Origin of the sequence: Polyangium jinanense, assembly GCF_028435265.1 — a bacterium.
Taxonomy (GTDB): Bacteria; Myxococcota_A; Polyangia; order Polyangiales; family Polyangiaceae; genus Polyangium; species Polyangium jinanense.
The window spans coordinates 49152-70535 of sequence record NZ_JAGTJK010000026.1 but is presented as its reverse complement, the minus strand read 5'-3'; the positions used below and the strand labels follow the sequence as shown (position 1 = coordinate 70535).

The 21384-nt window shown below is 68.4% G+C and carries 12 protein-coding genes; 4 read left to right on the top strand and 8 right to left on the bottom strand.

What is annotated here, in order from left to right:
• Window positions 1-42: 42 nt before the first annotated feature.
• Together KEG38_RS34430 and KEG38_RS34425 are read right to left on the bottom strand one after the other, a co-directional pair.
• Window positions 43-411: a hypothetical protein gene (locus tag KEG38_RS34430; RefSeq protein WP_272424478.1), complete on the bottom strand. Its 369-nt coding sequence runs from the start codon at window positions 409-411 to the stop codon at window positions 43-45.
• Between the two features lie 69 nt (window positions 412-480).
• Window positions 481-1074 carry a hypothetical protein gene (locus KEG38_RS34425; RefSeq protein WP_272424477.1) on the bottom strand — a complete coding sequence of 198 codons (594 nt, stop codon included), beginning with the start codon at window positions 1072-1074 and terminating at the stop codon, window positions 481-483.
• Window positions 1075-1263: 189 nt separating this feature from the next.
• On the opposite strand from KEG38_RS34425, the gene KEG38_RS34420 reads away from it, so the two are divergent.
• Complete coding sequence (locus KEG38_RS34420; protein WP_272424475.1) at window positions 1264-2004, top strand: sterol desaturase family protein; 741 nt, start codon at window positions 1264-1266, stop codon at window positions 2002-2004.
• A gap of 3 nt (window positions 2005-2007) precedes the next feature.
• Here the strand turns inward: KEG38_RS34420 and KEG38_RS34415 are convergent, their stop codons facing one another.
• From KEG38_RS34415 to KEG38_RS34405, 3 genes are all read right to left on the bottom strand, one after another.
• On the bottom strand, window positions 2008-7638 hold the full coding sequence (locus KEG38_RS34415; RefSeq protein ID WP_272424473.1) for a sensor histidine kinase: 5631 nt from the start codon (window positions 7636-7638) through the stop codon (window positions 2008-2010).
• 159 nt (window positions 7639-7797) lie between these two features.
• Window positions 7798-9243, bottom strand: a complete 1446-nt coding sequence (locus KEG38_RS34410; RefSeq protein ID WP_272424472.1) for an amidohydrolase family protein — start codon at window positions 9241-9243, stop codon at window positions 7798-7800.
• A gap of 58 nt (window positions 9244-9301) precedes the next feature.
• Window positions 9302-10039: a siderophore-interacting protein gene (locus tag KEG38_RS34405; protein ID WP_272424470.1), complete on the bottom strand. Its 738-nt coding sequence runs from the start codon at window positions 10037-10039 to the stop codon at window positions 9302-9304.
• 37 nt (window positions 10040-10076) lie between these two features.
• Here KEG38_RS34405 and KEG38_RS34400 point away from each other — a divergent pair, with 37 nt between their 5' ends.
• The gene (locus KEG38_RS34400) at window positions 10077-10544 is read left to right on the top strand and encodes a MarR family winged helix-turn-helix transcriptional regulator (protein ID WP_272424469.1); all 468 of its coding nucleotides are present in this window, start codon (window positions 10077-10079) and stop codon (window positions 10542-10544) included.
• A 370-nt stretch (window positions 10545-10914) separates the two neighbouring features.
• Here the strand turns inward: KEG38_RS34400 and KEG38_RS34395 are convergent, their stop codons facing one another.
• The 3 genes from KEG38_RS34395 to KEG38_RS34385 all read right to left on the bottom strand — a co-directional run bounded on the left by KEG38_RS34395 (window position 10915) and on the right by KEG38_RS34385 (window position 16233).
• The gene (locus tag KEG38_RS34395) at window positions 10915-12318 is read right to left on the bottom strand and encodes an FAD-binding oxidoreductase (RefSeq protein ID WP_272424468.1); all 1404 of its coding nucleotides are present in this window, start codon (window positions 12316-12318) and stop codon (window positions 10915-10917) included.
• An 86-nt stretch (window positions 12319-12404) separates the two neighbouring features.
• A complete protein-coding gene (locus KEG38_RS34390; RefSeq protein WP_272424466.1) occupies window positions 12405-13787 on the bottom strand; it encodes an MFS transporter in 1383 nt (460 codons plus the stop codon).
• A complete protein-coding gene (locus KEG38_RS34385) occupies window positions 13780-16233 on the bottom strand; it encodes a PEP/pyruvate-binding domain-containing protein (protein WP_272424465.1) in 2454 nt (817 codons plus the stop codon). Before KEG38_RS34385 ends, KEG38_RS34390 begins: the two co-directional genes overlap by 8 nt.
• A 131-nt stretch (window positions 16234-16364) precedes the next feature.
• Between KEG38_RS34385 and KEG38_RS34380 the strand changes: the two genes are divergently transcribed.
• Together KEG38_RS34380 and KEG38_RS34375 are read left to right on the top strand one after the other, a co-directional pair.
• Window positions 16365-17423, top strand: coding sequence for a hypothetical protein (locus KEG38_RS34380; RefSeq protein WP_272424463.1), 1059 nt, complete (start codon window positions 16365-16367; stop codon window positions 17421-17423).
• A gap of 75 nt (window positions 17424-17498) precedes the next feature.
• On the top strand, window positions 17499-21332 hold the full coding sequence (locus KEG38_RS34375; protein ID WP_272424462.1) for a serine/threonine-protein kinase: 3834 nt from the start codon (window positions 17499-17501) through the stop codon (window positions 21330-21332).
• The last annotated feature ends 52 nt before the right edge of the window (window positions 21333-21384 follow it).

The following is a 21384-nucleotide window of genomic DNA, read 5'->3' as shown; positions in this document are numbered from 1 at the left end:
GGAGGGGCACTTCCACTCCGCATGAGACGGCCGCGAGAAATCTCAGTTTTCGTCGAGCTTGTAAACGCCGTCTTCCTGCGTGACTCCGATCTTCTGGAACTTCTCCGGAGGCCCCTTGTCGGCGGCCGCCTTCCACACCGCGTACCACGTGTCGAACTGGTCGTTTTGCCTCTCCAGCACGCGCTTGGAGACGCATCGTTTGAACGCTTCTTTGTCGTCTCGGCGTAGCACCTCGTAGATCGTCGCGCGCGCCTTCTCGGGGGTGCTGAGATCGAGGGCCGGTGCAGCGCTCGCGCTCGGCGCATCTTGCGCGGGGGCGGGCGGCGGCGGCGGTTGCGGTTCCGGGGTGCTGGTGGTGCAGGCGGAGGCCAGGGCCGAAATGGTGAAGGCCACGATTCTGAACGTCGACATGGGCTCAGCTTTCGCTCCGGTGGGAGGTTTGTCAAGCCGCCCCCGAGAGCGGCTCGAGCGTTCCTGGGTTCAGCGCCCGAACACGCGCAGCGATTTGCAGGCGGCGAGCTCGGTTGCGTGCGAAGCGGCCATCGCTCGCGGGTCGTCCTGAGGCTCCAGGTTGACCGTCACCACGCACCGGACGACCATCGTCTCCCCTTCGACGACAGCCAGACCGCGGACGCTCGGGATCTTCGCGACCTCTGCCGTGTCGTGCTGGGTCGCATCGTAGATGAGGAAATACGTGCCACCGGGTATCGGCTCGGTCGTCCAGATCTCGAAGGGGCCGTGGTGGTGGTCGAGCACCTTCGGGGTCTTCCATTCGGCGACCGCCGCCGCGTTCGATTTCGGCGTCCAGGTGAAGATGACGTCCGGAAAGGCCACGCCATTTTCGATCACCATCGGCGCCTTGCCGCGCGCGGAGGCCGGCAGCTCTGCGCAGAAGTCGGGGCCTTCGTGCCGATAAGCGTCTGGACCGCAGGGCGCCACGGCGATCGGCGCGGAAGCGCTGCCTGCGCTCGTGATCGCCGAGTGCGCCGGCCGATCCTGGCCCGCCTCCCCGGCGGAGCGGGTGCAGCCGTTCACGAGGGCGAGTCCAAACCATAACAACCAGCCTGCTTTCATGAGGTGTTCCTTCCCGGGCTCACAGGGATGACGCGCGGGGAGGGAACCTGTCGCACGGCGCTGACACAAAAATCGACACCCCCCGTTCGGTCCGGATGCGACAGGCGAGCTCGAGCCGCGTCATCGGGATGCAGTGGCAGCTTTCGCGGCTGTCGCTTCTGCTGGTATGTTCCGCGACGCGAGCTTCCCATGCCCCACCTCACGCTCCCCACGATCTTCACCATCGGTTCGACACTCGCGTTCCTCGTGCTCGAGCGCGTGCGGCCAGGCCGCGCGTTGCCGCACGTCGCCGGCTGGCACGTCCGCGCGCTCCTCCTGAACCTCGCGCAGCTCGGCATCACGCTCGCGCTGAACCGCGTCTGGGCGCGGCTGTTCCAGGGCGCCTCGCTCTTCACGATCTCCGCGCTCGAACGCCCGTGGCTCGAGGGGCTCGTGGCGTGGTTCGTGGGTACGTTCTTTTACTACTGGTGGCACCGCTGGCGCCATGCCGACGGCTTCTGGCGCGTCTTCCACCAGATCCACCACTCGCCCGCGCGCATCGAGATTCTCACGTCCTTCTACAAGCACCCCGTCGAGATGTTCTCCGACGCGCTGCTCAGCGCGGCGATCGCGTACCTCCTGCTCGGCATCTCGCTCGAGGGCGCGTTCTGGTTCAACTTCTTCGCCGCGACCGGGGAGTATTTCTATCACGGCAACTTCAAGAGCCCTCGCTGGCTGAAATGGTTCATCCAGACGCCCGAGCTACATTCCGTGCACCATCAGCTCGACGTCCATCGTTACAATTTCTCCGATTTGCCGCTGTGGGATCGGCTCTTCGGCACGTACAAGGACGCGGACGAGTTCGCCCCGGCGTGCGGGTTCCCGCGCGACAACGAGCGTAAGCTCGGCGCGATGCTCGTGTTCCGGGACGTTTATCACGACGCTGCCTGAGGGCTACATGCCACCGGGGAGCTCGACCACGAACGTGGATCCCATCCCCTGCGCACTCTCGACCCGGATCGAACCGCCGTGCGCCTCGGCGATCCTGCGGCAGATGTACAGGCCGAGCCCCAGTCCGCCGTAATGGCGCGCCGAGACGGCACGCCCGAAGCGCTCGAAGATTCGGGTTTGCTGGTCCGGTGCAATCCCGATTCCCTGGTCCGAGACCATGAGGCTCGTGCTGCCCGCTTCCTTGCGGACGACGATTGTAATGGGTTTGCCACCGCCGAACTTGATGGCATTGCCAAGGAGGTTCGTGACGACCTGTTCGAGGCGGGACCGATCCCACACACCGATGACGGGTGCGTCGCCGTGGATGGTGACCGGACATCGGGATCGCTGCAGATCGAGCTCGAACCGCGCGACCACCTCCTTGACGAGGGCGCTGAGATCGACCTCCGTGGTCTCGAGCGCGACCTGTCCGGAATCGAACCGCGAGACGTCGAGCAGCTCGTCGATGAGCCTGTTCATTCGATCGCTCTGGCGACAGGCGCGCTGGATGAGGTCCTCGGTCGCCTTGCGATCGGTGGGCTTGTCCGACTGGATCGACCGGAGGAGCGATTGAAGGGAGAGCCCCAGCGACGTCATGGGGGTGCGCAGCTCGTGGGAGGCGACCGCGAGGAACTCGTCGCGCATACGAACGGCTTCCTGCGTCGCGCGGTAGAGCCGCGCGTTGTCCATGGCGATCGCGGCGCGGTGCGAAAGCTCCTCGGCCATGCCGAGATCGGCGGCCCCGTAGGGTCGGGCGGGATCGGCAGAGACGAGGGTCACGGCTCCGGCGATCTGCCCCCTCGCCACGAGCGGCACGTGCATTCCACTCTTGGGCCCTAGCGCGCGGAGGATCCTGAAATGCTCCGCATCCACGGTGCTTGCGCGTAACGTCGCGTCGGTGATCTTGGAAAAGAGGAGCGGCGCACCACTCCGTATCACCCGCGCCGCGGGGTGGGGCGATCCAGGAAATGGCGGATAGCGCCTCTGGAGTTCCTCGAGCAGCGGTTGTTTTGCTGGGTCTCGGTGAATCCCCGATACCCGCCGGATTCGTCCGTTGTCGATGATGTCGATCACGCACCAGTCGGCGAGACCGCGGACGCAGAGCTCCGCGAGGCAGCGGAGGACCTGCTCGTACTCGAGCGACGCGCCGAGGCTCTCGCTTGCCTCCGCAAAAAATGCCGAGCGGCGTTCGTGCTGCTCGGCCGCCTGCCGCGCAGTTTGCTCGCTGGAGAGCAGCCGGGCGTTTTCCAGGGAGATGGCGGCCTGCGAAGCCACGAGCTCGAGGGCGCAGAGCCGCTCGGCCGTGAAGGCCCCCGGGACGAGGTTGTTCTCGAGATAAAGCAGGCCGAACACCTCGCCCGTCCGGAGAATCGGCAAGCACAGGATCGACCTCGGCGCGCGCCGCACGATGTATTCGTCCGAGGAAAACCTGCCCGCCTCGGCGCTGGCGTCGTCGAGGATCCGACGCTCCTTCGTGCGACGTACGTACTGCACGATGGACGCGGGGACGAGCTCCGAGGATTCGGCCAGGAGGGGCGATAACATCCGCGCGCGCGCCCCCCCGGCGTCGAGCGTGGCCTCCGCTTCGATCCACAAGGCTCCGCCTCGGGAGATGAGCAGATAGGCTTTTTGCGCCCCGCCCAGCTCGAGGACGACCCGGAGCAGCGTGTCGATGAGCTTCTCCTGCACGATCTCGCCCGAGATGGTCTGCGACGCCTTGACCACCGCGAGGAGGTCGATCTGCTCGGCCCGCACAGCCAAGGTGGCCGTCGGCGCAATGGACCTGCTCTCGGGCAGGTGCGGATACGACCGGTCGAGGCTCCGCACCTTGCCCTCGGCCCCCCAGCGGATGTAACACGAGCGCGCCTCGCGAAGGTAGGTGTCGGCGATGACGAACCCCCGATCGCGATAAAATCGCGCGGCGAGCTCCCAGGAGATCCCTTCGTTTTGAACGAAGCCATTCTCCCGCGCCGCGCGAATGGCCTGCTCGTAGAGCCGCATCGCTTCTTGATCCTGGCCTTCGACCCGCGCGATTTCGGCCGAGACGAGCGCATGTTTGTGCAAGAAGCTCTCGGGGCAGTTGTCCGCCCAAACCCGGAACCGCTCCTGGTCGGCGCGCAGGGTCGCCATGGCTTCCGCCTGCTCCGCGGGGGTCGTCTCGTGATAACGGGCCGCGAGGGAGAGCGCACCATAATAATGACATTCCGAGGCCTCTTCGAACGAAGGACCCGACCAGAGGAGCGCGCGGGCCTTCCGCGCTGCCAGGGCGGCGCCTTCGTCATCGCCGGCCATGAAGCGCGCTTGGGTCTTCCAGACGTAATACCAGCAGGCGACGATCGCCATGGTCGTCTCGTGCTCGCCGAGGAAAGCCTCGTACGCCACCTCGTCGAACCCCGCGCCGTTGAACGACCCGAAGTGATCGGTGCGGCCGCGCAGGTTCTCGATGAGCCGCTGCCTCACGACGACGTCGCCCCCTTCGAACTTCGCCTTCCGCGCGAACGAGAGCGCCCGCTCGCATTCGCGGGAAACATCCTCCAAAGGCTCGCCCTTGACGAGGAGGAACGTGACGAGGGCCCGGGCAGCATACCAGGCGAACGTCAGATCGCCGACCTCCAGCGCCGTGGCGAACGCACGGTCGGCCAAGGCCCGGCGCGTGGCGGCCGGTTGCGCCCAGTACGAAAGGAGGAAGCATTCGAGGAGCACGGGCGCCTCGTAGCCCGTCGAGCCCCGCTTCTGGACCAGATCATAAGCCAGTTTTCCGAAGCGAAACCCGAGGCGATACTGGCCAAACTCGGGTCCGAGGAGCATGCCGAAGAACCCGTACGCGAAGCTCGATCCCGCCGCATTGCCATGCTGGAGGCTCACGTTCACGGCATGGCACGCCGTCAAGCAAACGAGATTGTTGTCGGTGTTGAGCGCCGGCGAATTGATGGCCACGAGGATGTCGAGGGCCGCGCTCGCGTCGGCGTCGGTCATGGGGGGCAGGTCGATCAGGTCCTCGATCTGCCGTTCGCCGAGCCGTTGCCAGATCCTTCCATACGCCTGGTCGACCTGGTCTCGGCTGGGATGCGGCACGAGCTCGATCCCGAAGGGGCCGAGGCCCGCGATCGCCGCTGCCACGGCCTTCCCGTGCTGATTCTGGGCCGCGTGCAGGTACACCTTCACGGACGTGGCCGCGGCGCGGTCCCGGTTTGTCCTGGCGTGCCCGAGGATCACCGAGAGCAAGCCCTCCGCCGCGGCGAACCCACCGCTCACGAACTCGCATTCGGCGCGCTCCAGATGAAGGCGGAAGGTGAGCTCGTATTGGGTCTCCCAGCCATCGGGCGCGAGCAGCGCGATCCCAGCCGAGAGGTATTTGATGGCCGAGAGGTAGGCCGTGGATGCCTTCGCCTTCCTTCCAGCAATCAAATTGAGCTGTGCGACCCGGTCTTTTTCGTCGCGGGACGCGAGCAACGACGCGCCGAGGTTCAACTGGTTCGTGATGTCGAAAATCCTCCCCTCGAGCTCCTCCTTGGATACGTGCGCGACGAGCAGCCTTCCGATCCGGAGGTGCACGAGGGCCCGCTCTTCCTCGGGGATGAGCGAGTAGGCCGCCTCCTGCACCCGATCGTGAAGAAACTCGTACGTATCGTCACGGCGGAGGACGAGGCCCTCGTGCACCGCCTCCCAGAGCGCGCCGTGGAGTTCGCTCTCGGAGCGTCCGTCGATCATCGAAAGGACGCGGGTCTCCGCGATGTTCCCGACGCAGGCGGCGAGCTTCATGGCGTCCTGCGTGGTCGCCGCGAGGCGCCTCAATTTTCCCACCATCAGGTCGACGACGCCGTCGGAGAAATTCTTGGCCTGGATCTTGTGGACGTCCCAGCTCCAGGATGCCAATCGCGGATCGAACGTGATCAGGTGCTCCTGGTGCAGCGTCGTGAGAAACTGTATCGCGAAAAATGGATTGCCGCCGGTCTTCTCGTGCACGAGCCGCGCGAGGGACGCGACCTCCTCGGGGCGGCGGTGGACGATGTCGGCGACGAGATCGGCCATATGCGCCTCCGAAAGGGGCGCGAGGACGAGGTCACGTACGGCGACGCCGCTCCTCCGCACCTCGCCCTGCATGCGCATGAGCGGATGCGACGGGTCGACCTCGTTGTCGCGATACGCACCTATCAGAAGAAAATACCTCGTATCGGGGTGCGTGACGAGGTGCGTGAGGAGGTCGAGGCTCGCCGAATCCGCCCACTGGAGATCGTCGAGAAAAACCACCACGGGGTGATCTGCCCGGGCAAACACGGAGACGAGCTTCTGGAACACCATGTGGAAGCGGTTCTGCGCCTCGACGAGGGGCAAAACCGGGACGGGTGGCTGCCGGCCGATGACGAGCTCGATCTGGGGAATCACATCGACGATGAGCTGACCGTTCACCCCGAGCGCGGCGCGGAGTCGCTGCCGAAAGGCTTCGATCTGCTCGTCGGTCTGGGCGAGGAGCTCGCTCACGAGGTCCCGGAAGGCCTGCGCGATCGTGGCGTAGGGGATGTCGCGCTTGTATTGGTCGAACTTCCCCGAGACGAGCATGCCCTGCTCCCGGAAGACCGGCTTGTCGAGCTCGTGCACCAGCGACGATTTGCCGACGCCGGCGTAGCCGGAGACCAGCACGAATTCGGGGGTTCCCTCGGCGACGACCCGCCTGAATGCCCCGAGGAGCGCGGCGAGCTCCTCGTCACGACCATGGAGTTTTTCGGGGATCCGAAATCGATCCCCCATGTCTCGCTGGCCCAGGGGAAAGGGCTCGAGCCGGCTCGTCGATTGCCACGAGGCGAGGCAACGCGCGAGGTCGTGCCGGAGACCGGCCGCGCTCTGGTAGCGCTCCTCCGCTCCCTTGGCGAGCAGCTTCATGACGATACGAGAGAGCACCTCCGGCACGGACGGCACGAGCTCCGCGGGGGGTGCGGGTGACCGAGCGATGTGGCAATGCACCCACTCCAGGGAATCCGTCGCCTGGAAGGGCAGCCGGCCCGTCAACATCTGGTAAAACGTGACGCCGAGGGAATAGAGATCGGAGCGATTGTCGATGGCGCGGTTCATCCGGCCCGTCTGCTCCGGCGACAGGTACGGCAAGGAGCCTTCGATGAGGCGAAGGGGCTGCGCGGACCGGAGCTCGCGGGGAAGCCGGGAAGCGATTCCCAGGTCGGCGATCTGGACCGCGCCGGTCGCGGGATGGACGAGGATGTTCGCCGGCTTGAGATCCTTGTGAATGATGCTCTGGGCGTGAATCTCCGCGACGGCCTGCGCGATGGCCACCGCGAGAGGGAGAAACCTGGGAACGCCCATCGGCGCCCCGAGGAGGTGGAGAAGCGAGACGCTGCCCGCGTCCTCCGTGACCAGGGCCGGCGAACCCTCGAGCGATTCGAGCGCGAGCGGCTTCGCGACCGCGGGGATGTCGAGCGTCCTGCCGATCTCGTACTCGTTCTTCAGGCGCTCGAGATCCCTGGGCCGGCACCGCCGCGGATCGAGCATCTTGATGACCACCGGACGTTGATCGGCGTCCCTGCGTCCACGATAAACGGCGACACCGTCATGATCGGAGAGCGTCTCTGTCAGCGTGTACATGAAAGGCACCGGCACCTGGTCCTCCGGGCCCCCGGTTCCATAGGCCTCCGCCTGCGCTTCCGCTAGCGCCGCTTTCCCGCGAGTTTTTCGGGGTCGAGATCGTTCGTTCGCGAAAGCGGCGCCACGCATACGAGCGTCCGCGCACGGCAGGCTCGCGCCTCACGGGCGCTTGTAGACGGCCCCGCCCTTCATCACGAACCGGACATTACGCAGCGCCGCGATCTCCCGCGTGGGATCCCCTTCGACCGCGATCAGATCAGCCAGCTTGCCGGCCGCGACCGAGCCGATCGCCGCATCGAGGTGCAGCACCTTCGCCCCGCCGGAGGTCGCCACGCGCAGCGCATCGACAGGCGTCGTGCCGTATTCCACGAGCAACTCGATCTCGCGGACATTGTCTCCGTGGGCGAACACGCCGGCGTCGCTCCCGTTCACGAGGGTCACCCCTGCATCGAGGGCCGCCTTGAAGGCCTTGCGCTTCTTCGTGAGGCTCTCGGGCTCGGGCGTGCTGCCCTTCTTCCAGCCCCGATAACGCGCGATGGCGTCGGTTGCCGCGAGCGTCGGGCAAAACGCGACGTGATTCTTCGCCATGAGCTTGAAGACCTCCGACGTCCCCTCATCTCCATGCTCGATCGTATCGACGCCGGCGAGGGCCGCGCGCTGCATCCCTTCGGCCGAGCTCGCGTGCGCCGCGACGCTCCGGCCACTCGAATGCGCGGTCTCGACGATGAGTCGGAGTTCCTCGACCGAGAACGTCGGCCGTACCGCGCCGCCGGGTCCCCAGTAATAGTCCGCATAGACCTTGATCCAATCGGCGCCGTGCCCGATCTGATCACGCACGACACGCAGGAGCTGATCGTGCCCATCGGCTTCTTCTGCGCCCTGCGGCACGTGGAAGCCGGGATCGAAGCCCTTGGGACCATAACTCCCCGTGGCGACGATGGCCTTTGTCGTGACGAGCATCCGAGGCCCGGGGATGATTCCCTGGTCGATGGCCTGCTTGAGCCCGACATCGGCGTACCCCGCGCCCTCCGTCCCGAGATCACGGACCGTGGTGAAGCCGGCGAGCAGGGTATTCCGCGCGTGATTCGTCGCGCGGGCGACGCGGAGGGCGAGCGGCTCCCGGGCCACCTGCGCATCCCAGGATGCTTCGTCGTACGGATGCAGGAAAAAATGCGAATGCCCCTCGATGAGCCCGGGCAAAAGCGTCGTGTTCGGCAAATCGACGACCACCGCGTCGCTCGGCGCCTGCACCTTCCCCTCGGGCCCCGCCAGCTCGATACGATTGCCGCGCACGAGGACCACCCATCCCTCGTGCGGGCGCGCGGTATCGCCATCGAAGACGCGCGCCGGCTTGAGCAGATAGAGGCCTTTTCCCGCGGTCCCCGTGAACGTGGGCACGGGGAGGGGAGCGGGGACGGAGGCCGGCGCCGAGCCTCCCTGCGCGGAAATCGACGCCACCGCAGGGGCAGCGCTCGTGGCCGCCGGGGCGGCGTTCGCCGGGGAGGCGCGCGGCGGCTCGCTGGGTACGGTCCCGGCCGCTCCGCTGCAGCCTGAAAGGAACATCATTGCGGTCAGCAAGGCCCCGACGACACCGACGTTTTTCATGGGCGACGCGGTCCCTACCACACCACGGGTGCGCGCGTCGAGGACGTCTTGCCCGACCTCATTCGAGGTTTTCGTGGAACTCCGACGCGCCCTTCTTCCAGTAGGCGGCGATCCGCGCGGCCTCGCGGGGATGCCCTTTGTCCACCAGCAGGATCTGACGCAGGCGCGACATCTCCGACGCTTCGCCGGCGCACCAGACAAACCCGTCGCCCGGGGGCAGCGGCAGGTCCCCCACGAACGTGACGAGATCTTCCGCGCGGTTCACCCAATGGACGTCGAGCTTCGCGGCGCTCGCGAGCGCGCGGCGGTCCTTTGGGTCCGCGACGTGCGCGATCACGAGGGCCCGCGTGCCCGCTGGCAGTTCTTCGAGGCGCCGGTGGATCGCGGGCAGGGCGGAGGCGTCGCCCACGAGAAGGTGCCACGCGTAATCGAGCGGGATGATCATCGACCCGCGCGGCCCGCCGATCGTCGCCCGCTGGCCGGGGGCGGCCTTTCGTGCCCAGTCGGAGGCAGGGCCCTCGTCGTGCAAGGCGAACTCGAGGGTCAGCTCACGCTTTTCGGGATCAAAACGCCGAGGCGTGTAGTCCCGGCGGATGAGCTCGCCGTCCGCGCCGGGGAACATGAACTTGACGTGGTCGTCGAACGAAAGCGAAACGAAGTCGGCGAGCGCGTCGCCGGAGAACGTGACCGCGACGAAGCTCGGGCCGAGGCGCTCCACCCGGGCGACCTCGACGTCGCGCCGGCGGAGCTCGTGGCGCACGCGCTGCACGCGGCGCGCGGGAAGCGATGGTGTCATTGCAACCTCCGTGGGTTGGTTGATAATGTCACCCATCATGGGCAGAACAGTTGACAATGTCAACCATGATCCGCGGGACGCCGACGTGCTGGAGTCCATCCACGCGATCATGCACCTATTTCGTGCGCGCCGGCACGAAGCGATGCGCGAGGAGCATCACGACCTGAGCCACATGGAAGGGAAGGTGCTGGGCTTTTTCACGCGCCAGCCGGGCTCGACCCTGAGCGACCTGGTGGCGCACACGGGCCGGGACAAGGGGCAGCTCGCGCGCCTGGTCGCCGGTCTCAAGGAGCGTGGCTTGCTGGAGGCACGGACGGACGAGGCCGACCGGCGCAGCGTCAGGCTCGAGCCCACGGCCGAAGCGCAGGCCATCCACCAGACGATGCTGCGCCATGCGCGCCGGCTGTCCGAAGTGGCGGTGTCAGGGCTGAGTGCGGACGAGCGGCGTCAGCTCGTTTCGCTGCTGGAGAAGGTTCGGACGAACCTCGAAGCCCCTGGCTGCTGAGCATGGGTCTCTACTTGGGGCCGCCGCGCCGGGGCGCTGCCCCGGGCCCCGCGGGGGCTGTTCGCCCCTCGACCCGAACCAGGGCAAGCCCTGGACTCGGGGTGGAACAACTGCGCGATGCGCAGTTCTTCCACCAAGCCGGGTGGCAAGACCAGAGACAGCGTTGCCAATCGAAATGGCAGCGCGGTTGTCTCGATTGACAGGGTCGCTGCTGGTCTTGACGCGGCCTGTGCGATGAACTGCGCATCGCGCAATTCATCGTCCCGAGTCCAGCGCTTGCGCTGGTCCGGGTCCCGGGGCGGATAGCCCCGGGTGGGGCCTGGGGCAACGCCCCAGCGAAGCGCCGCCCGAACAGGGACGTCGCGGTGCGCTACGGCGCGATGTTCTTGTTCAACCGAAAGAAATTCGTCGGGTCGTAGGCACGCTTGAGGGCGGCGAGCCGCTTCATCTTGGCCTCGCCGTAGGTCTCTTGCACCCGCGCGGCAGGTTCGCCGGCGTCGATGAAATTCACATAAACGCCTTCGGCGGCAAACGGCTTCATGGCTTGCCAGGCGTCCTGCGTCCAGCGGATGTGGCGCTCGGCGTCGGCCGGGTCCTGAAAGCTCGATTGGAACATCGAGAAGAACGGGGTTTTCCGCCGCGGGAACGCGGTCTCGTCCTCGCCGACACGCGCGATCGCGCCCTCCAGGTGAGCGATCTCGAAGAGGCAAAGCGGTGACGGGGCCGCGCGAAGCTGCGCGGCGATGGCCTCGATGCCGTCGTCCCCGAGCGTGGAGACGTAATGCCCGCGGATGCATTGGCCATAACCGTAGGCGCCCGCCGGCGCTGTATCGAACATGCTCTGGAGGACGGTATAGGGCATCGGGCTCACGAGCTCCGCGGCCGGCGGGCCGAACGCGCGCAGCGGTGCGAAGGCCGCCTCCGCATCCGCGCTCGGGCCGTTGTAACAGGCCGCGAGAATCACCCCGGGCACGCCGTGCATGCGCGCGGGGAGCGTGGGCATGGGCGGGAGCGCGATCTGGATCAGGGTGCTGCTCATGCGCTCCGGCTCGGTCCGGGCGAACGTCTGGTAGAAGCGCAGCACATCCGCGAAGCGCTCGACCGGGTGAAACAGCATCGCTACCATCACCTGCTCGACGGGGTGCAGGCGCAATTCGAGCTCGGTGACGATTCCGAAATTGCCGCCGCCGCCGCGGAGTCCCCAGAAGAGGTCCGCGTTTTCGTCGGCGCTCGCCGTGACGAGCCGGCCGTCGGCGGTCACGAGATCCACCGAGAGGAGGTTGTCGATCGTGAGGCCATGCTGGCGCATGAGCCAACCGATCCCTCCGCCCAGCGTGACCCCGGCGATCCCGGTGGCGGAGCACTGGCCCCCGGTCGTCGCGAGGCCAAACGCCTGCGTCTCGTGATCGAGCTCGCGCCAGGTGAGCCCCGCCTGGGCGCGGACGGTGCGCCGCGCAGGATCGACGCGGACGCCCTTCATGGGAGACAGGTCGATCACGATCCCGCCGTCGCATACGCCGTTGCCCGCAATGTCGTGTCCGCCGCCCCGCACCGCGACGCGGGCGTCGTGCTCCCGCGCGAACCGCACGGCGGCGAGGACGTCCGCGACCCCGGCGCAGCGCGCGATGAGCGCCGGCCTCTTGTCGATGCGGGCATTCCAGACGACGCGGGCCGCGTCGTAACGCCCGTGGTCGGGGTCGATGAGCTCGCCGCGGAAGCTCGTTCGAAGCGAGTCGAGGGCAGCCTGGGGGAAGCGGGCTCGGTCTTGATGCATCGTGAAAGGCCTCCTGATGCCGTATCGGCGTGATGATGAGTCGATGCGCCCCGACGCGCGTCGTCAAGAAGATTGGCGCGGCGGGTTTATCGCGCGCTGGAGGCGGGTACGGGCGCAGCGGCGCGGCCGGGGAGGAGGAAGGCGCAGCCTATCGTCAGGAGCAGCGACGCGCAGAAGATGGTCATGGCCGTGGTGTGTTCGTGCCTCACGACGTCGCCGGCCGGACGATCCGTGAGGACGAGGCCGAGCACGGTGAGGCCGACGATTCCCCCGATGTAACGCATCGTCGAGGTGAGGCCCGCGGCCATTCCGCTTTTTTCCCGAGGGACGTCGCTCATCGCCGCGGACTGCGAAGGCGCGGACGAGAGGCCGAGGCCGGCGCCGAGGATCACGAGCGCCGGGACCGCGTCCGTGATCGCGCCCAGAGGTCGCGCCGCGAGCAAGAACATGCCGGCGATGGCGAGCGAGCAGCCGAAAAGCGAAACCACGCGCGCCCCGAAGCGATCCGAGCTGCGACCCGCGAACGGCGCGACGATCACCATCGTGCCCATCATCGAAAGCAGCGTAGGGCCGACGTCCCGCGGCGCGACGCCGAAGAGCCTTCCCGCCACCTGCGGCAATTCGAAGATCGTCGCGTACATGGCGAAGTTCTGGACGGCGATGATCAGGCTGCCTCCCACGAAGGCGCGCCGCTTGAACAGAGAGAAGTCGACGATGGGGTCCACGGCGCGGCGCTCCCAGAGCACGAAGGGCACGAGGCCCAGCGCGCCAAGCACGGCCGCCCATCGGAGTTGAGCGGACTCGAGGCCGAGGACAAGCCCCACGAGCGAGGCCCCGAGCAGCACCGAGCCGAGGAGGTCGAAACGCGCGCGCGGCCCGGCAGGCGTCAGGGCCGCGGGTCGCGCCGGCACACCGAGGTGCGCAAGCGCCGCGGAGAGGAGGAGGACCGGGACGTTCGCGAGGAAGATCGAGGTCCAGCCGAAGCGCCCGACGAGAAGCGCCCCGACCATCGGTCCGGTGCCCGCCGCGATCCCCATCACCGCGCCAAACGCGCCGAAGGCACGCCCACGTACCTCGGGCGGCAGCTCCGTGCGGAGCAGGGCCGTCGCGCTCGGGACCACGATCGCGCCGCCCGCGGCCATCACGACGCGCGACACCGCGAGCACCGGGAGCACGGGCCAGACGTACGCGAGCGCGGCGCCGACCGCCAAAAGGAGCTGGCCGAGCCCGAGCGCGCGCCGGTGGCCGAGGCGATCGCCGAGTTTTCCCCCGGGGCTTTGCAGGACGATGTTCGTGAGCAGATAACTCGTCACGAGCGCCTGCCGGAGCGCGCCGGAGTCGGCCGGGAGCGTGCGCGACATCTCCGGCAGCGCCACGGCGACCATCGTGGAATTGAGCGGCGCGAGCGCCGCCGACAGGGCGATGGCGACGAGGAGCCGCACCGGCAGGCGGGACGAGGGCTCAGGCAAAGGCGACCTCGCCCGTGACGCCCAGGCGCAACAGGAGCACGCGGCCTTCCGTGCCGTCCACGAGGATCTCCTGGCCATCCGTGATGCGCGTCGTCGCCCCGGCGGCCCCCAGCACCGCGGGGATGCCGTACTCGCGCGCGACGATGGCCGCGTGCGAGGCCGCGCCGCCGGTGTCCGTCACGACGCCCGCGGCGAGGGTGAAGAGCGGTGTCCACGCGGGGTTCGTGTACCGGCAGACCAGGATCTCGCCGGGCTTCAGGCGCCCGAACTCGCGTTCGTCGCGCACGATGCGCGCCCTGCCGCGGACCACCCCGGACGAGGCTCCGGTGCCGCGGAGCTCGTCGCTGCCCGCGGCGCCTTCCGCGCCCGCTCCGAACGCCCTCTTCTGCCACTTCCCGTTGACCACGCCGTACGTCGCGCGCCTGCGCTGCACGAGCCTCTTCACTTCGGAAAGCGGCGGCGCGCCCTCACCGAGCCACGCCCGGACCTCGGCCTCCGTCAGGTAGAAAATATCGTCGGGGCTCGGCAGGTGGCCGCGCTCGTGGAGGCGACGCGCGATTTCGCCCACGATCGCCTGCTGTGCCGAGAACACGCGGGCCAGATCGTAATGCGAGCGCTCCCGGAAGACGATCGCCCTCCGCAACTGCAAAAGGGTGTTGCGGAACGTATCGGACAGCCCCGGCACGAAACGAAGCGCGTGGGTGACCTCGTCGAGCGCCGCTTGATATCGCTTTTGCCCGGCCTCCTCGGACGGGGGCTCGGTGGTGTCGAGCAGGCTGCGCAAAAGCCCCCACATGGGCGCGGGATCTTGCCGCCAGGTCGGCGCCGAGAGGTACAAGCCCGTGCTTTCCCGATGCCCATGCTCGTCGAGGAATGCTTCCACCTCGGCGAGGTAGGCACGGCCCTCGTCCGATCCGCGGAGGTCCTCGGGGCGCCCCTCGCGAATCGAACGAAACACCTCGGGCCCCGCGCTCACGGCTTTGCGCGCGAGGTGGAACAGCGCGAGGTTGACCTCGGAGGTCCGGGTGTGCAGGCCCGAGACGAGGTCGCCCATGACGGCCTCGGCCCGCTTCCTGCCCACGGCGGCGGTGACCGGAATCCGCAAGGCGATCGCGGCCATCTGGCTGAGGATCCCCTCGAACCGCTTGAACAGGATCTCTCGCGTCGTCTCCTCGATCCGATCGGCACGGAGGAGGAGCGCGGCGTCGGGAAGCGCGCGGAGATCGACCGGCGCGCAGACCTCCAGGATCCTCACGAATGCCTCAGTCTCCCACCACGCCATCCAATCGTTGCGAAGGACCGTCGCGACCCTTTGGGGCAAACCCAGCAGCCGGAAGGTGGGGCGCGGCGACGGCAGAACGAAAAACTCCCGCCACACCTCGGCCATCGTCGCGCGCTCGTCGGCCTCGTCGATGTCGAGCCCCACGAGGCGCATCGCGTTGACGAGCGCGGGGATCACCATCCGGAAGCCCCATTGATCGAGCGGCTTGGGGGCGACGGGGAATCGGTCGTTGTCGTTCGCCTCGAGCATCTTCCGCTGCAAGCGGCTGAGCTCCGGGGGCGGAGGGAGAGGCTCGATGTCGGTCCCGCCGAGGGTGGTGATGGGGCGAGACTGGAGGAGGTAGATGGAGCGTCCCTCGAAGGCGAACTCCACGTCCTGCGGGCAGCCGAAATGGGCCTCCAGGTCGAGCGCGAGGCGGCCGAGCTGGAGCACGAGGGTGTCGCTCGGCGCTTCGCGCCCTGCCACGCGGTGATCCCGGTCGTCGATCGCCAGGGGCTCGCGCCGCAGACGGTAGACGTCGCCGGTCGTGTGTCCCGAGACCACGGCTTCGCCGAGCCCCGGCGCGACCTCGAGGAGCATGCGGTCGGCACGCTGGGCCACCGGGTCGACCGTGAAGAGGACCCCGGCAAAATCGGCCGACACCATGCGCTGCACCACGACCGCGATGTCGACCCCCAGATGATCCACGCCGCGCGCCGCCCGGTACTGGAGGGCCCGCGCGCTCCAGAGCGACGCCCAGCACCGCCGCAGCGCGACGAGGAGCTCGTCCTCGCCCGCGACGTTCAGGTAGGTCTCGTGCTGGCCCGCGAACGAGGCGTCTGCGAGGTCTTCGGCCGTCGCCGAGGATCGCACCGCGACGAGCGGCGCGCCGAGCTCACGATGCGCTTCACGAACCGCGCGCTCGAGCGTGGGCAAGAGCGCGCCCCTCTCGAAGAGCTCCGCCGCCTCCGCGGCCGCCGCGTCCCAGCTCTCCGTGGCGAGGTGCGGCGCGAGGCGCTCGGCGAGCCCCCACGCGCGCGCATGCTCTGCGTACGCGCCGGCGCTCACGACGAACCCGGGCGGCACGGCGAGCCCGAGCCGCGTGAGCTCTCCGAGGTTTGCGCCTTTGCCGCCGGCCGTGGGGAGATCGGCGCGAGACAACTCGTTCAAGCGATGGATCGTCATGGTGCGTCTCTTGGGGTGCATCACGCCCTTGCCTTGCTCCGACCCGGTTTACAAGTGGCGAGCAGGAATGCCCGCGCAGGTCGAATCGAGGAAGACGAAGCGATGCGTGGTGGTGTGGTAAGCTCCGCTCCATGGCTCGCAAGGCGGAGAGGCCCGGCCCGAGCGTGCCGTCGTGCGCGCTCTTCGTGGCCACGCTCGTCGGGACGCTGACGGGGTGTGGTCCGCAGGAGTGTCACAGCACGCTGCTCGAGGTAGAGCCCTGGGCAGAGGGTGTTCCGAGCCCGGCGATCGCGCCCGGTGCGACCACCGAGCTGCATCTGCGGGGGCTGCGTCGCCTCGGCTGCGACGGGTCGCTGAGCTCGAGCGAGTACTTCCCGCTGCAGGTGCGGAGTGAGGATCCCGCGACGCTCGAGGTCGTCGAGCAGCGCCCCGGTCGGCTTCTGGTGCACGGCCACGCAGCCGGCACCACGACGCTGGTCGTCCATGGCCACGGCGAGCACGCGCGTATCTCCGTGGTCGTCGCGCCCGCCGTCCGCGCGGAGCTCCTGCCCCCTCTCGCCGGCGCGACCGCGGCGGCGCCCGTCGTGCTTCTGGTCGGCGTCGACGTACGGCTGCCGGTGCGCGTCCGCGATGCCGAGGGGCGGGACGTGGTCGGCGATCGGGCCCTCGAGACGACACGCGCCGAGGGTGCGGTGGCATTGCTTCCGGGCACGGACGGGGAGCTTCACGTCCGCGCCGAACGCGCGGGCGAGGGCAAACTCGCGCTGCTCGGCACGACGATCCAAACGGAGTCGGTCGATCCGAGCGCGGTCGCGGGGATTGACCTCGACCTGCAGGCGGACGATACCAACATCGGATACGGCTGCATTCCACCGGCGCCGCCCTTCGACCAGCCGGTGAGCCACCTGCACAGAGGCGAGCGGCGATTTCTTTTCGTGCGGCTGCGCGCGGGTGACGGTCGCGCGATCGTTGGTCTCCCGGAAGCGCCGCGCTCGGCCACGCCGGAGGTCTGCACGCTAGCGCCCGCGCCGCAGCCGGAGCGCGCGCGGGAGGTGCTCGAATTCCACCTTCCTCGCTCGCGTGATTATCAGCGTTCGGCGTGGGAGCTTCGCGCGGTCGAGCGCGGCACCTGCCGTGTCGAGGCGCGTGTCGGCGAGATCGTCGCGCAGACCGTCGTCGAGATCGACTGAGCTCTGGCGCTCGGCCGTGCCTGGGACGGGCGGATTCTGGGCATGACATTAAAGATCCGCGGCGGAGAGCCCCGGATGCAGCCTGGCGAACTCGTCGCGCATCGTTTTTTGATCGAGGGTCTGGCGGGATCCGGCGGGATGGGCTCGGTCTTCCGGGCGCGTGATCTACAAGAGGGCGCGCCGGCGGCGATCAAGGTCGTCCGTACCCGAGGGCCGCGCGACCTCGCGCGGTTCGACGTGGAGGCCCGCCTCCTCGCCGAGCTCCACCATCCGGGCATCGTCCGGTACATCGCCCACGGATTCACCGCGGCGGGCGATCCCTTCCTCGCCATGGAATGGCTCGACGGCGAGGACCTTTCTGCGCGCCTTGCCCGCGGCAGGCTCGGGGTCGAGGAGAGCGTCGCGCTGCTCCTCGCGGTCGCTGAAGCGCTCGCGATCGCGCACGCGCGCGGCGTGGTGCACCGGGACATCAAGCCGGGCAACGTCTTCCTCGTGGGCCGGTCCCTCGATCGCGTCCGATTGCTCGATTTCGGCATTGCCCGCCCAGGCCTCATGTCGCCGCGACTCACGGAGACGGGCGCCGTGCTCGGGACGCCCGGGTACATGGCGCCGGAGCAGGCGCGCGGCGCGGCGGAGGTGGACGCGCGCGCCGATGTCTTCGCGCTCGGTGCCGTGCTGTTCGAGTGCCTGACAGGAAAGCCCGCGTTCGTGGGCCAGCACGTCATGGCCGTGCTGGCGAAGGTCATGTTCGAGGACCCACCGCTCGTGCGCGAGCTGCGGCGCGAGGTGCCAGCGATGCTCGAGGCGATCGTCGCGTGCATGCTGGCGAAGGAGCCGGCGGATCGGCCCGCCAACGCGGCGGAGGTCGCGGAGGCGCTCGCCTCCCTCGAGCGGAGAGAGGTCGTGCCGCGAGCTCCGGTCCTGACGCGGGGCGAGCAGCGGGTGCTGAGCATCATTGCCGTCGGCGCGGAGGCCGGGAGCGGCGCGCCGCTGGAGGATACCCTCGTCCTGGACGCGCAGCAAAAGGCGCTCGAAACCGCGGTGGCGCCCTTCGGCGCGCGTATCGAGCATCTCGCGGACGGCTCGGCGCTGGCGATTCTCATGAGCACCGGGAGCGCCGCGGATCAGGCGGCGCGGGCCGCGCGGTGTGCGCTGCGGCTCGCGGAGCGAGCGCCCGAGGCGTCCATTGTCATCGTGACGGGGCTCGGCGAGCTCGAAGAGCGAATCCCGGTCGGTCAGGTCATCGATCGGGCTGCCGCGCTCCTGGGGGCGGCGCCTCCGCGCGGAGTGCTGCTCGACGAGGTGACGGCGCAGCTGCTCGATACCCGTTTTCAGGTGACGGCGGGACCGGCCGGGCTCATGTTGTCCGGGGAGAGCGACATCGTCGAGGCCCCGCGCCCTCTGCTCGGCAAGCCGAGTCCCTGCGTCGGCCGCGACAGGGAGCTCCGCGTGCTCCTCGATCTACTCGATGAATCCGTGCGCGAGAGCGTCGCGCGCGTAGTGCTCGTGACGGGGCCACCGGGCATCGGGAAATCGCGCCTGCGTCAGGAGTTTGTCCTCGAGGTCCGCCGGCAGCGCCCCGGGGTCGACATGTGGATCGGTCGCGCGGACGCGATGAGCGCGGGCTCGGCGTTCGCGCTGGTGGGCTCGGCGGTACGGCGCTCGGCTGGTATCAGCGGCGGCGAGCCCATCGACGAGCGACAGCGCAAGCTCGTCGATCGCGTCGCGCGCCACGTGGCGGAAAAGGACGTCCGCCGCGTGGCCGAGTTTCTCGGCGAGATGACGGGCACGCCGTTCTCCGACGCCGAGAGCGTGAAACTCCGGTCAGCGCGCCAGGAGGCGCGCATCATGGCCGATCAGATCGGTCTTGCCTGGGAGACCTTCCTCGCCGCCGCGTGCAGAGCCCAGTCGCTCCTCCTGGTCCTCGAGGATCTGCACTGGGGCGATTTCATCTCGGTCAAGCTCGTCGACTCCGCGCTGCGGGATCTCAAGGGCAGGCCGCTCCTCGTGGCGGCGTTTGGCCGGCCCGAGGTGCACGAGCGTTTCCCGCGGTTATGGACCGAGCGGGGGCTCTCCGAGCTCCGCCTCGGGGAGCTGACCCCGCGGGCCGCCGAGGAGCTCGCCCGGCACGCCCTCGGAGATGCGGCCCTGCCCCAGACGATCGCGCGGGTGGTCGAGCGCTCCGCCGGTCATCCCTTCTTCCTCGAGGAGCTCATCCGGGCCGTGGCCGAGGGCCGCGGCGACGCATTGCCGGAGACCGTGCTGGCGATGGTCGAGGCGCGCCTGTCCGCCCTCCCGCCCGAGGCTCGCTGCGTACTGCGTGCGGCAAGCGTTTTCGGGGAGGTTTTCTGGCGCGGCGGCGTAGTCTCTCTCCTGGATCCTCTGGACGAGGCGCCTCGCATGGACGAGTGGCTCGCCCTGCTGGTCGAGCGCGAGGTCGTGCAACGCAGCACGACGAGCTGGTTCCCCGAGGAGGAGCAGTATTCATTCCGGCATTCCCTGTTGCGGGAGGGAGCTTATGCAACGCTGCGGGGAGCCGATCGCGTCCTCGGGCACAGGCTCGCGGCGGAGTGGCTGGAGCGGTCCAGGGCGAGCGACGCGGTGAGCCTCGCCGAACATTTCGAGCGAGGCGGGGCACCGGAGCGCGCGGTGAAATGGTACCTCGAAGCGGCCAAGCAGATGCTCGCGGGCAATGATCTGCGCGGAGCGATTGCCTACGCCGAGCACGGGCTCCGCAACGGAGCGGCAGGGGAGCCTCGCGGGGAGCTCCTCCTCGTGCTCATGGTGGCCCGCGTGTGGAGCGCAGACTGGGCCGCATTCGACGTTGCCGCCAACCAGGTTCTGCGCGAAGCAATGCCAGGCGATCCGCACTGGTGCGCAGCAATCCTGGGGAAGGTCGTGATGATCTTGTTCCTCGGGAAGCCCGACGAGGTCGTCGACGCCCTCCGGACTGTCTGCAACGTGGAGCCAAGCCCGGAGAGAGTGTGGATGATGGTGGACCTCCTCGGAAACGTCCATGGCCTTCTGCTGCACCTTGGCAGGCTCGATGTCGCCGCGCTCTGTGCTGCGCGGATGAAGCAGCTCGGGAACGACGTCGCGGCGTATGATCCGTTGATCCGGGCGAAGCTGCAAAGAATGCAGAGCATGACGCTCGTGGCCGAAGGTGATTTCTGGGCGAGCCTGAAGGCGGCACAAGAGGCCTACGCGACCTTCGAGGAGGCAGGCTATCGGATCCATGCGCTCGTGGTGCGTATATCGATTGCGCAAGGATACAGGCAGCTCGGGGCGCACGCGCAGGCGGAGCAAGCGCTGCGGAGCGTGCTGCACGCTGAGAGCGACGCGTTTGGCATCGTCCGGATGGGGGCAAGTCAGCTCTTGGCCATCGTGCTCGCGGAACGAGGAGCGCTGGAGGAGGCTCGCAAGCTCTTGGCTTCCCTGGTCAACGCCGAGCAAGTGCGGAGCACCCCATACTATGAAGGCCGCATCCGCTGGACGCTGTCCTACGTCTTCTGGCGCCTCGGAGAACACGGCAAAGCCGAGCGGGAAGCCCGTATCGCCATCGGGTATCTGGCCCCGACCTCTCCGATGCGCGCCGCGGCGCTGGCGACGCTCGCGGAGGCACTCCTCGGGCTGGGGCGTGCGCCCGAAGCGCTCGGCATCGCCAAGGAGGCCATTGCAGTTCGGGGGGGGCTGGGTGCGTTTGGTCTTTACGATGCATTCGTGCACCTCACGTACGCCAAGGCCCTGCGCGCGACCGGGGACCTTGCCCGCGCGCGGACGGTGCTCTTCGAGGCCCGCGCGCGTCTGCTCTCCCAGGCAACGAAAATCGGGGATCCGGAGCTCCGGAAAAGCTTCCTCGAAAACGTCCCGGAAAACGCCGAGATCTTCGCCCTCGCCGACGCAACCTGAGAGGACTCCCACGAACCATCTGCGCGGTCCCCACCGACCGCCCCGAACTCAT

Bases quoted from the DNA above. Each gene is read 5' to 3' on its own strand.
- KEG38_RS34410 (WP_272424472.1), bottom strand. From the start codon at position 9,243: ATGAAAAACGTCGGTGTCGTCGGGGCCTTGCTGACCGCAATGATGTTC.
- KEG38_RS34400 (WP_272424469.1), top strand. From the start codon at position 10,077: ATGGGCAGAACAGTTGACAATGTCAACCATGATCCGCGGGACGCCGAC.
- KEG38_RS34420 (WP_272424475.1), top strand. From the start codon at position 1,264: ATGCCCCACCTCACGCTCCCCACGATCTTCACCATCGGTTCGACACTC.
- KEG38_RS34375 (WP_272424462.1), top strand. From the start codon at position 17,499: ATGCAGCCTGGCGAACTCGTCGCGCATCGTTTTTTGATCGAGGGTCTG.
- KEG38_RS34385 (WP_272424465.1), bottom strand. From the start codon at position 16,233: ATGACGATCCATCGCTTGAACGAGTTGTCTCGCGCCGATCTCCCCACG.
- KEG38_RS34430 (WP_272424478.1), bottom strand. From the start codon at position 411: ATGTCGACGTTCAGAATCGTGGCCTTCACCATTTCGGCCCTGGCCTCC.
- KEG38_RS34415 (WP_272424473.1), bottom strand. From the start codon at position 7,638: ATGTACACGCTGACAGAGACGCTCTCCGATCATGACGGTGTCGCCGTT.
- KEG38_RS34405 (WP_272424470.1), bottom strand. From the start codon at position 10,039: ATGACACCATCGCTTCCCGCGCGCCGCGTGCAGCGCGTGCGCCACGAG.
- KEG38_RS34425 (WP_272424477.1), bottom strand. From the start codon at position 1,074: ATGAAAGCAGGCTGGTTGTTATGGTTTGGACTCGCCCTCGTGAACGGC.
- KEG38_RS34395 (WP_272424468.1), bottom strand. From the start codon at position 12,318: ATGCATCAAGACCGAGCCCGCTTCCCCCAGGCTGCCCTCGACTCGCTT.
- KEG38_RS34380 (WP_272424463.1), top strand. From the start codon at position 16,365: ATGGCTCGCAAGGCGGAGAGGCCCGGCCCGAGCGTGCCGTCGTGCGCG.